The organism is Nostoc sp. (assembly GCF_041747015.1).
GTDB lineage: Bacteria > Cyanobacteriota > Cyanobacteriia > Cyanobacteriales > Nostocaceae > Nostoc.
This window is the reverse complement of sequence record NZ_JBGTFY010000420.1, coordinates 42377-52437: the sequence shown is the minus strand read 5'-3', so window position 1 is coordinate 52437 and position 10061 is coordinate 42377. Positions and strand designations below refer to the sequence as shown.

The 10061-nt window shown below is 41.6% G+C and carries 13 protein-coding genes; 1 reads left to right on the top strand and 12 read right to left on the bottom strand.

The annotated features are described in order from the left end of the window. The 12 genes from ACEW80_RS33085 to ACEW80_RS33030 form a co-directional block, all read right to left on the bottom strand. Positions 1–81, bottom strand: an 81-nt coding sequence (locus ACEW80_RS33085) for a DUF6679 family protein (protein WP_373530673.1), incomplete at its 3' end; no start/stop codon positions are given. A 600-nt stretch (positions 82–681) separates the two neighbouring features. Beyond that, positions 682–894 carry a hypothetical protein gene (locus ACEW80_RS33080; RefSeq protein ID WP_373530671.1) on the bottom strand — a complete coding sequence of 71 codons (213 nt, stop codon included), beginning with the start codon at positions 892–894 and terminating at the stop codon, positions 682–684. 272 nt (positions 895–1166) lie between these two features. Continuing rightward, positions 1167–1955 carry a Nif3-like dinuclear metal center hexameric protein gene (locus ACEW80_RS33075; protein WP_373530670.1) on the bottom strand — a complete coding sequence of 263 codons (789 nt, stop codon included), beginning with the start codon at positions 1953–1955 and terminating at the stop codon, positions 1167–1169. Between the two features lie 31 nt (positions 1956–1986). Beyond that, positions 1987–2736, bottom strand: coding sequence for a hypothetical protein (locus tag ACEW80_RS33070; protein WP_373530669.1), 750 nt, complete (start codon positions 2734–2736; stop codon positions 1987–1989). 208 nt (positions 2737–2944) lie between these two features. Beyond that, positions 2945–3358 carry a secondary thiamine-phosphate synthase enzyme YjbQ gene (locus ACEW80_RS33065; RefSeq protein WP_373530668.1) on the bottom strand — a complete coding sequence of 138 codons (414 nt, stop codon included), beginning with the start codon at positions 3356–3358 and terminating at the stop codon, positions 2945–2947. Positions 3359–3401: 43 nt separating this feature from the next. Beyond that, complete coding sequence (locus ACEW80_RS33060; protein WP_373530667.1) at positions 3402–3626, bottom strand: hypothetical protein; 225 nt, start codon at positions 3624–3626, stop codon at positions 3402–3404. Beyond that, complete coding sequence (locus ACEW80_RS33055) at positions 3623–4141, bottom strand: hypothetical protein (protein ID WP_373530666.1); 519 nt, start codon at positions 4139–4141, stop codon at positions 3623–3625. The genes ACEW80_RS33060 and ACEW80_RS33055 overlap by 4 nt, the downstream gene beginning before the upstream one ends. 27 nt (positions 4142–4168) lie before the next feature. After that, complete coding sequence (locus ACEW80_RS33050) at positions 4169–5251, bottom strand: glycosyl transferase (RefSeq protein ID WP_373530665.1); 1083 nt, start codon at positions 5249–5251, stop codon at positions 4169–4171. Positions 5252–5452: 201 nt separating this feature from the next. Further along, positions 5453–6643, bottom strand: a complete 1191-nt coding sequence (locus ACEW80_RS33045; protein WP_373530664.1) for an aminotransferase class V-fold PLP-dependent enzyme — start codon at positions 6641–6643, stop codon at positions 5453–5455. A 321-nt stretch (positions 6644–6964) separates the two neighbouring features. Beyond that, positions 6965–8587, bottom strand: coding sequence for a protein kinase (locus ACEW80_RS33040; RefSeq protein WP_373530663.1), 1623 nt, complete (start codon positions 8585–8587; stop codon positions 6965–6967). 179 nt (positions 8588–8766) lie between these two features. Then, positions 8767–9465 carry a DUF6745 domain-containing protein gene (locus ACEW80_RS33035; RefSeq protein ID WP_373530662.1) on the bottom strand — a complete coding sequence of 233 codons (699 nt, stop codon included), beginning with the start codon at positions 9463–9465 and terminating at the stop codon, positions 8767–8769. After that, on the bottom strand, positions 9465–9803 hold the full coding sequence (locus ACEW80_RS33030; RefSeq protein ID WP_373530661.1) for a hypothetical protein: 339 nt from the start codon (positions 9801–9803) through the stop codon (positions 9465–9467). The genes ACEW80_RS33035 and ACEW80_RS33030 overlap by 1 nt, the downstream gene beginning before the upstream one ends. A 32-nt stretch (positions 9804–9835) precedes the next feature. Here ACEW80_RS33030 and ACEW80_RS33025 point away from each other — a divergent pair, with 32 nt between their 5' ends. Then, positions 9836–9973 carry a hypothetical protein gene (locus tag ACEW80_RS33025; protein ID WP_373530660.1) on the top strand — a complete coding sequence of 46 codons (138 nt, stop codon included), beginning with the start codon at positions 9836–9838 and terminating at the stop codon, positions 9971–9973. The last annotated feature ends 88 nt before the right edge of the window (positions 9974–10061 follow it).

Genomic DNA, 10061 nt, shown 5'->3' with positions numbered 1-10061 from the left:
AATCCAGCGTTGCTGGTCCCGCAAGAAAACACATACCTCGCGCCCATCGCAACACAGTTGATAAATCTTGCGGTGTAGCATGTATTGTTTCTGCCTTTTTAAACAACGTAGTTAAACCTGTCAAAATCTGGGTTCTACCCCTTTACATTACACCTTTAAGAGGTTAATTTCATCCTTCAGAACAAGTACGCTTGATAACTCAATCCCAAGACTTGCTTGTAGTTGCCAAAATATCGGGAAATGTTGGGTCATCAATCAAGGGTTGCTCTAGCTATGAACTCAATCTCCCTCTAGCTTGTTTTAGGCAATGTATGTTTCATAGAAGTCAAACAATTGGATACCTGTCCTAACCAGGTTCATATTTCTTGGTGAATCATTCTTACAATTATGTAATAAAGAATACTCCAAAATAATCGTTGATTGCGGTTGTTTAACTTGCCTACTTTTACTCATTGGCATTACTGGGAAGTCCGGGGACTTGGTTTTACTTTTACCCACTTGTATCTGATCTTAACTCATTCTTTTGCTGACCTTGATGGTTTTCAACAACAATACCTAAATAGTTTTGAGTTTTTAGGGTTTTTGCCTGATCAGCACTAGGGGAAAGGCAAGGGAGTAGAAATACTTACACAAAGTTCTCTTCTGCCTCTCTGCTCTCCTGCTTCTGTTGAAATATCAGCACTATTTCTCCGGTAAAGGAAATTCCATGAGCACATTTGACGAGGATGCCTCTCGTTTAATTTGGCCGGCGCGAACTGCATCGTATAAGCTTGCAAGAGCTGGTAAATCTTCTGACTGATAGCATTTAGTGGTCAGCACTTGATGGAGTAAACCCTCAGATTCAACACTAAGATATCCAGTTTGGAAAGCAGATTCAATAAGTGTGCGAATCATCTTGATTAGGGCAGAGTGAGCAATTTATTAAGTCCAGTATGGAACATTTTTCTTTGTTGCTAATTGATATGGAACATTAAAAATATGTGATTATAGTTACAACTTGCTAGTGATTTACGTCACAATAATAGTGTTATTTAGGAGCTTTGGATACATTTATTATTGATATACGGATAGAGGTTGGTACAATATTTGTCAGCAATAATGTTGTCACAATATTAAAATATAAATTTTTCGGGGAGCATCCAAAAAATATAGTCAAACACAGGCAATCAAGCAAAAAACTGACGGAAATCTTCATCCTCTTGACTTAATTGCACCCAATCTAGGTTTAAGGACTGGAATTTTGACACCAAGCGATCGCAAGCCGGGCGTTCGGTAGCATAATGTCCAGCGTCGATTAAAATTAGATTGCAATCGCGGCTTTCTTGAAACTGATGAAACTTACAGTCAGAAGTCAGATAAGCTTGAGCGCCAGTTTTGGCGACGGCTGAAATGTAACTAGCCCCCGAACCACCCAAAACAGCAACTTGTGAAATTGTTTGCTGTAAATCAGCAGTTGGGGAAAAAATCAATTTAGGGGGAGCAAGTCGAGTTTTAATAGCTGTAAGTAACTCCTGTAATGTCATAAATGGCTCTAGCAAACCAACACGACCATATCCTAATCCTCCTTGTGTAGGTACTATGGGAGTAACTTCTTTGAGTTCTAAAATCTGAGCCAAAACGTCAGCAGTACCATCCTGCACTTGGTCAAAATTCGTGTGGGCGCTGTAAATACCAATATTGTGGGTAAAGGCTAACCGTACCATTTCTGCGATCGCTTCACCACTGCGTAAAGATTTGGGAGGAGTAAAAATTAAGGGATGATGGGCAAATATCAGATTAGCATTAAGAGCGATCGCTTCCTGCATTACTGCCAAAGTCGGTGTTAAACACACCAAAATCCGTGCTTTTTTCTGCAAAACTCCTGGCTCAATCTGCCAGCCACAATTATCCCAGCTTTCACACCAAGCGGGATTTGCCCATGTTTCAAACCAAGTAATTAAATCAGCAATTTTCATAATTATTTTCTTCGGCAATTTTAATTGCTAATCAGTGTCTCTGTGCTTGAATATTTAATTTTAATGCTAATTGCTGGCGCATTTCCTGGAAAGGTTTGTTCCATACAGGGCAGGCATTCCACTCCCACACTGCTACTGGTATAAGTTGTTCTTCAGCAAGATAAGTTAGCAAACGATATTCATCTTCTGGTTCACGGGAAAATGTGAAGGGGTTACGATAACCTGTGTCACACAGTTTATAAGATGTGATCTGACCCTGACTAATACGTTGTAAAAGTTCTTTACCTTTGGCAAGCAAATAATCCAAAAAAACCAGACTAAAAGGCTCTATGTGTGCGCGATTTTGTGGCTCTTTTTGTACCCATCTTGCCCAATCAAATCCATACATAAAATCGTGAGCGTAACGGAAGCGCATTGCCGTTTTATTTCCGAACATCTCTGTGAGAGAAACCATCTTTTCACCAAAAACTTTTAAAAAAGCAATAGCATCCTCATCTGCGACTAAAGCCTGCCTAAGCATACTACTTACTAGAAAATCAAAATCCCAAAAGATGTTTTCTGGGAAATTTTGCAACTGAGTATACACTATGGATTCGAGAGTTTCCTGAAGGGTTGTGAGGAGTTTAATATCGGTATTTTGTTTAGTAATCAAATTTCCCAATTCTGAAAAACTGGTAATTAATGTCTTTTGGGGATTAAGTGACAACAGATTAACAGACTGCTGGGCAAGGATTTCATCAATAAATTGGAAAGTATGAGTTTGTGTCAGTTTTTGCTTCATAGTAATTGAAATAGCCCAGGCAGCTTACACTAAATATTAGTTTAGGCTGAACTAACTAGATTATTCAATAATTACAAATAAACTTAACTTTTGAATTTACAAATTTAAACAAATTATTTAATGTCTATTTGATTAATTTCGCATCAATAATTTTTATAAGAAAGTTATTACGGCGAAACCATTTTGATAAATGAAAACTGAGAAATATCTATCCAGAAATATGGACAACCAATTCTCTTAAATGACTTTGCTGGCGGTGTTCCCAAATATAAATTCCTTGCCAAGTTCCTAGCACCAAATGACCTCGATTAATGGGGATATGCTCAGACGTTTGGGTGAGTGCGGTACGAATGTGTGCCGGCATATCATCAAGGCCTTCTGCATCGTGGATGTATTTTCCCGATTCTGGCACGAGTTTGGCCATAAAGTTAGCTAAATCCACAAGGACATCGGGATCGGCATTTTCTTGGATAACTAAACTGGCTGAAGTGTGGCGCAAAAATAGAGTACAAAGACCAGTTTCAACTCCCGACTCTGCAACTGTGGCTTCGATTTTTGCAGTAATGTTGTAAAAAGATTTGGCAGTGGTGGAAATTTTTAGTAACTTTTGGTAGTGACTCATTTAAAACAGTAATTATTGATGAAACTAAAAACTAATTAGCAATTCAATCTGCTTGATTTGGTTGTTGTTCTACCGTTGGTTGATTACTAGACTGAGTACGTCTTCTCTTAAAGAGGCTTAACACTGCATTTACAGACTCTTTTAAAACATCGGGGATGATAGGTGTGTTAGGCAGATTGTGAGATAAAGCTGTAATGTTATCTAGGTTTGGCTCTGGCAGTTGTAAACTATTTTTAGAGGATGTTGTATTGTCTTGGTTGATATTCATAGTTTTTGTAGTTCAGGAATGAAATAAACTGTTACTTGATGTAACAAGGCAACCACAGTAATTCCAGCAGTAACACCAGTAGCATATTTCAAGGCTAGGGAAATATCGTCTACTTGCTTCTGGTTCTTATTATAAGTCTCTCTCAAGTCAGCTAACATCTGTAAATGGTATTCTTGAGGTGAAAACGTTAAATAATCCTCTGGAAATTTTAGCTTTTCTTTCTTTTCTTCGTTTTCTTCTAGATTGGGGCTGATAAAAAACTTCCGTGGTAACAAAGCCCAGATGAGTAACAGAAAATTGATGAAAAACAACAATATTTCTAACGCACTGAAAAGACTAAATATCGTAATCAGTCTAGAAATTGTTAGGAAACTTAATAATGCAGTGTTTGTGACAAATAGGATGTTCATCTGAGTAATTAAAATTTGCCGTTCTTCTTTTTGTCTTTCAATAACTCGACGCACATCTTGGGAGGCTAATTCCAACGTTTCTTTGTCTATTGTTGGACTTTCCATGATTAATTTATGTTGCTTTGAATAACTTTAATTTGACTGTAAATAATTAATAACTGCATGAGCGATCGCTTCATTACCATTCTTAGCAATTGGTTCATATTTCTTTGGTGGTTGAGGTAACTCACGCAGAAAATCCCAAGTTCCTTGAAAAAACTCAGATGGGGTAATAATTTGATGCTGGTTATAATTAGTTATGCCTTCTAGTATAAAAGTTGCTTCGGCAAAATCATCACGCGGTATCGTAACAATAGGCACTCCCAATAGTGTGGCTTCAGCAAAAGTGCCGTAACCAGGTTTAGAAACAACTCGCCCACAAATAGGCATAAAATCTACAGGGCGGTATTTGCGGTCATTAATTTTGATTAAATTAGGTAAATCAGGCGCAGATTGATCAAAAACGATAAATTGCCAATCTGGAAATTGCCGCAGACTATCATAAGGAATTTGCTGTAAACCCAAGCCGCCAAAGGTCAATAAAATAGTTTTTTCAACTGGTGCAGTTATTCCCCAAAGAGAACGTAAATCATTAGCAGAGTAACGGGGGGAACCGCCTGTTAAGCCGACATCTGTGATATTATTAAAAGCTGGCATCGGTTCATAGAATGGTAGACGAAACAGGAGATCGCACTTGGAATACCAATCACTAATCCAATCGGCAACTGCTGTAAATTCACCTCCCCAATCTCGGTAGATCAAGTCCCAGCCAAAATTACTCATCATCCAGCAGGGAACATTTGCAGCTTTGGCAAATCCAGGAGCGAGGAAAGGAATATCTGCCAAGATCAGATTAACCCGATTTTGGCGGATAAAATTGACTTCTGAAGCAATCAGCGAATTTTGATGCTTCTTAATATCCAGCAACTTTTCTAAAGTCGCTACTTTATCCATTGTCAAACTATCAGTTTGCACCACACCCAAATCAAATGCACGAGGACGATAAATAAAATCGCCTTCTAAATAACACTCTAGTAACCAGCGTGGGGCAGTAGTCGCTAGAATTAGCAGAACTTCTGGACATAACTTTTGAATTGTCGCAGCTACAGAAGCTGTGCGGGCTGCATGACCAAAGCCGTGATTAGTTATAGCTAAGTATAAGATTGGGCGTTTCATTTTAAAGTTAGGGGTTAGAAGATTAGCAGTTAGCAGTTAGCAGTTAAAATCATAATTCCCACCCTGATAATTTATAACTTCTAATTATTTAACAAAGCACAACATTTCATTAATTCGTAGTAAATTCTCTGCGTGCCTCTGCGGTTCCCTTTGCGTTTAAATTTCACCCCTCAATTCGCCACGATTTTACCCAAAGTCGTACTAAGTTTTGCAAAAGCTTTGAATCACCTCAACCAATAGGTCGATTTCCGATTCTAAAGTAAAGTAATGGACAGTGGCGCGTATACAGCTAGGATCGGCAATTGTCCGAGTTAATATTCTTTGTGACTCTAAAAACTGCACTAACTTGAGACTAGCTTGGGGGTGATTATTTATAAGTTGAAAAGAAACTATACCGCTTTCAGGTGGGGAAGTTCGCAAACATTTAATATCGGTTAACGCCGCTAACTGTCGCCAAAGGTAATCACTGTTATGGCAAATTTGCTCGTAACGTTCTTGTGACGTTCCCCATTGCTGATGGATGGCGATCGCCTCCTTTAACCCAACATACAACGGATAAGCTAATGTAGACACTTCATATCTTCGCCCATCTGGAAGCCAATCCACAGGCTGAGATTGACTATCCACAATAATGCCACTCAAGCCAATAAATGTCGGTTTCAGGCTTTCTCGTGCCTCTGGTCGAACATACAAACCACCCGCACCCGCAGGGCCGCATAACCATTTGTGACCAGTGAAAGCATAAAAATCTACACCCAATTCAGTTAAATTTAAAGGCAACAAACCAGCAGATTGGGCAGCATCTATTAATAGTAAAGAATGATTATTTCTGCATACTTCGGCAATTTTATCAAGAGGTAAAACTTGACCAGTATTCCAGAAAACATGACTTAATATCACTAGGCGGGTATTAGGGCGCAAGTGCTGGGCAATGACTTTTACAGGGTTGCCCTCATTTAAAGTTGCCTTTAAGGGACAGATGCTAACTTCTACAGCAAATCTCCGCGCGATTTCCCGCGCTGTAGCAATCACACCTGGGTGTTCGCAGTCTGAAAGCAGTATATGGTCGCTAGCTTGCCACTCAATGCCCCACATGGCGATATTACAGCCAACAGTGACATTTTGGGTGAGAGTAATTGTTTCAGATGGTGCGTGTAACTCCGAAGCGATCGCAACTCTAGCGGCTTGAGTCTGGGGCGCTATCCAGCTATACGCCTCATTGCCAAAGGGGCCAATATGCTGAACATGAGCTTGGGTTTGGGCGATCGCATCCATTGCTTTTTGGGGCATCGGACCTTGTCCCCCGTAGTTAAAATAAGTCTTATTTGCTAAAGCGGGAAATTGCTCTCGATGGCTATGCAATCTGGTTTGTGCAACAGAAGTATTAATCATAGTAATTTTAGATTTTAGATTAGTCCTTAGAGGCTGTATAAAGCATGAAGGTTTGTTCCGGTCGTAGCACCAACGACAAAAATCCATTACCCACTGCATGAATGGCTCACCGTCAAAGCCACCATCGACCCAGATAAATTGTCAAACGAGATACTTGCTCCTAAGAGTGTTTCACCCGTTTAAGAACTTGTTTTCCCCCTTCTCGCTCACCCACATTGGCTGCCGTGACCTAGACCCGCAAGACTAACCCGCCCGGTATCGGCCGTCATAAATCGCTTCCGTCCTTTGAGTTGGCACAGTCGATAGGGATATTTTACATGACTAATTATTGTCATCTTGTAACTTTTCCTCAAACTTCTGAACATTTTGGGGTTGGCTATCAGTCGGTGAATTTTGCGTTTCCTGTGTTGGTACTACTACAGCCGAAGGATCTGACTGTTTGGATTCTGTTGGTGGCGCTGCTGGTATAACTACAGAATTTGATGGACTCACAGGTTGAGGGGAGGTAGAATCTTGGCTAGAAGCGGGTGAGTTATTTTGTGGCAATGGTGTAGGAGAAGCATTACGAGATGACCGGATCGCCCTTAGTTTCTCTACTAGCGAGGGTGTGGGAGAAATGCTAGGTAAAGGTGCGGATTGTTCAGAATCGCCGCGTTGCGATTCTCGTGTCGGGCTGCTACTGGAAGATTCTTCTTGAGAAGAACGACGATTGCGCCTGCGTTGCCTAGAATTAGAAACAGGTGCTGATTCGGTTCTTGATGTAGTGTTAGTCTCTTCACGCGGAGATGAAGATGTACTATCCAAGCTAGGTACTTTCGTGGCAGGTTCTTGAGTCGGTTGTTCAAAAAGCGGCTTTGCGGTTGGCTGCTGCTGAAATTTAGGTAACATACTCGTGATCCCAAAGCCTGCTGTAGCAGCAACTAAGGCTACACCTATCCCAATAAATATTTTAGATAAACCCAGTTTTTTAGCCAGTACAGTCTCCTTGGCGATGCCTGGGTTGGGCTGCGCGATCGCAGATGGTCTATGAATCCGATTTTGGGCAGTTTTCCCAATTAAAGTTGCTGTTTGCTGGGCAGATAAATTGACAGTTGGCACTGCGGAAGTAGCTAAAGCTTGCGGTGTTATATTCGCCCCATTTCCAGGTAGCAGTTGTAGCCACTCTGCGACTGTCGCTGTCCGAAAACGAGACTCCACCGCCATACCGCGCATTACCGCTTGGTTGACAGCAGCACTCAAGTGTGGTTGCAGTTCGCGGGGTGAAGGCATTTGCTCGCGATCGCGCAATAATGCTGGCATGGGAACTTGTGCTGTCAAAAGTGCATACAAAGTTGCTGCTAAACCATAAACATCCGTGGCGGGTGTGCGCGATGCTTGGGTTAGATACTGCTCAATTGGAGAATAGCCCTCAGAAACCAGACCCGTATGAGTTTGTCTGACACCGCCATTAAATTCTCTGGCAATGCCAAAATCAATCAGTACTACTTCCTGCGTTCCAAGGCGTTGGATAATATTATCTGGTTTGACATCTCGGTGCAGCAAACCGTTGTTGTGTACTACCTGCAAGGCTGCCCCAATTTGCCGGATATAATGGATTGCTGTGGCTTCTGGCATTGGTATCCCTGGTAATACAAATGCGTCTGTCAAGGTTTCGCCAGGAATGTATTCCATCACCATGTAAGGCAGTCCAGCTTCTACAAAAAAGTCACTGACTCTGACTATATTTGGGTGGATACACGTAGCCAGTCGCCTAGCTTCATCTTGGAATTGGCGCTCGAACTTGGCAAAATCAGGATTTTGTCGCAGCCGTTCATTAATGGTTTTCATTACCACTTCCTGACCCAAGTAGTGATGGATAGCTTTAAACGTAATGCCAAAACCACCCCGTCCTATTTCTTGAATTAGGGTATATTTTCCATCCTGCAAAATTGTGCCTGCTAACATAAAGAGTCCTGAGTAAGCAGATTAGGTAGTGAGTCTTGAGGGATTTCCAAAAAATTTTCCCATATTTTTTATAGGGCAGGGTTCTTGCCTGTCTATCTTACAGGATGATTCTGATTCCTGTTAGCGATAGCGGGGCGATTAGCCGATTCTGACTTCTGAATTCTTCTTCAAAATTGATATTACGCTTCGATCGCAGGATTATAGTCATCTGCTTTATCAAAGCCTGCAATCCAGGCAGCTGCTTGATGGCAAGTTTGCATATATGGGGGAACGCGCAAGATATGAGTATGTCCTGTAGATGGACAGGTGACTTTCAAAACCATAAACGGCTCGTCATCTTCAAAAGGAATGCAGACAAGTTGACGTTCCCCACCTGCATCTCGATCGCGATCGCGCACTAATCCACCCACTTGATGCAAAAATGTTTCGTATCCCAGACGCTCAATCAACACCCGGCGCAACTCAACATTCTCTATATTGAGGATATCCTGCCCGGTTATGGACTGGGATTCAAAGGCGATGCAATCGCTCACCTGCACGCCTCGCCAGCGCCAGACGAAACCATGCCCCCCATGTACACTAGTAATCCCACTCCCAGCTAACTCAATCCAATGGGTGACGTGCAGACCTTTGGCAAGGGTAGTGAGGTTTACACAATCGCTGATATCCAGACTTTCACAGGTGAGATTTTCAGGTAAATTGTAAAGATTTGATGCACCACTTAAATCCAGATGACCCAAAACGTGCATACTATCCCAAGCGCGATGCTCAAGGATGAGTTTTCGAGCTAGTTCAGCCGATAAAGGCTCGTGGCTTTCCTTTAGGCGCTGCTTAACTGGTTTATTAGGCACACGTCCATTCGACATTATTTTGAGCATTAGTCCATCACTTCCACGTAAGCATCAGGGCGATATTCACGTTGTTTCCAGACACTATAAATCCCTTGAGGTAATTCAATCGCCCGATGTTCTTCATGTATTAAAGTGGCACTTGGTTCTTTAACCTCAAGAAAAAGGTCACTACCATGCACCCACAACTGAACAGTATTGGATTGTTGAATGCGATGGCTGTGTCCTGTGAGTTCACCATGAGCCAGAGTCGCACCTACACGCTTTTGAGCAGCGACAGGTAAGCCAGCAATACGTCTGATCAGAACGTCACCATGTCTGTAGAGAACACCAGCTTGGTTAGCTTGAAAGTTGTTGTCGTTAAACATTTTTACATGATAACAATATTGCAAAAATAAAGGTGGATATTATTAATGTTTACCGTAATTTTATCCCCTCAACACTTGCTATTTTAGCTGTTTTCGGGAATGAAACAGCCCTACCCGATAAAGAAGAGGGGAAAAGGTTAAAGGTTAAAGGGAAAAGGGAAAAGGGGTGAACAGTCTACCCACTTTCTTGCGAGGTTTTTACCTTTCCCCCTTCCCCTTCTTCATAAACTACCGTGTACACACAAATCTTTTAGAGTG

Excerpts from the sequence above, each read along its gene's own strand:
- ACEW80_RS33080 (WP_373530671.1), bottom strand. The coding sequence starts at position 894 with ATGATTCGCACACTTATTGAATCTGCTTTCCAAACTGGATATCTTAGT.
- ACEW80_RS33075 (WP_373530670.1), bottom strand. The coding sequence starts at position 1,955 with ATGAAAATTGCTGATTTAATTACTTGGTTTGAAACATGGGCAAATCCC.
- ACEW80_RS33070 (WP_373530669.1), bottom strand. The coding sequence starts at position 2,736 with ATGAAGCAAAAACTGACACAAACTCATACTTTCCAATTTATTGATGAA.
- ACEW80_RS33065 (WP_373530668.1), bottom strand. The coding sequence starts at position 3,358 with ATGAGTCACTACCAAAAGTTACTAAAAATTTCCACCACTGCCAAATCT.
- ACEW80_RS33060 (WP_373530667.1), bottom strand. The coding sequence starts at position 3,626 with ATGAATATCAACCAAGACAATACAACATCCTCTAAAAATAGTTTACAA.
- ACEW80_RS33055 (WP_373530666.1), bottom strand. The coding sequence starts at position 4,141 with ATGGAAAGTCCAACAATAGACAAAGAAACGTTGGAATTAGCCTCCCAA.
- ACEW80_RS33050 (WP_373530665.1), bottom strand. The coding sequence starts at position 5,251 with ATGAAACGCCCAATCTTATACTTAGCTATAACTAATCACGGCTTTGGT.
- ACEW80_RS33045 (WP_373530664.1), bottom strand. The coding sequence starts at position 6,643 with ATGATTAATACTTCTGTTGCACAAACCAGATTGCATAGCCATCGAGAG.
- ACEW80_RS33040 (WP_373530663.1), bottom strand. The coding sequence starts at position 8,587 with ATGTTAGCAGGCACAATTTTGCAGGATGGAAAATATACCCTAATTCAA.
- ACEW80_RS33035 (WP_373530662.1), bottom strand. The coding sequence starts at position 9,465 with ATGCTCAAAATAATGTCGAATGGACGTGTGCCTAATAAACCAGTTAAG.
- ACEW80_RS33030 (WP_373530661.1), bottom strand. The coding sequence starts at position 9,803 with ATGTTTAACGACAACAACTTTCAAGCTAACCAAGCTGGTGTTCTCTAC.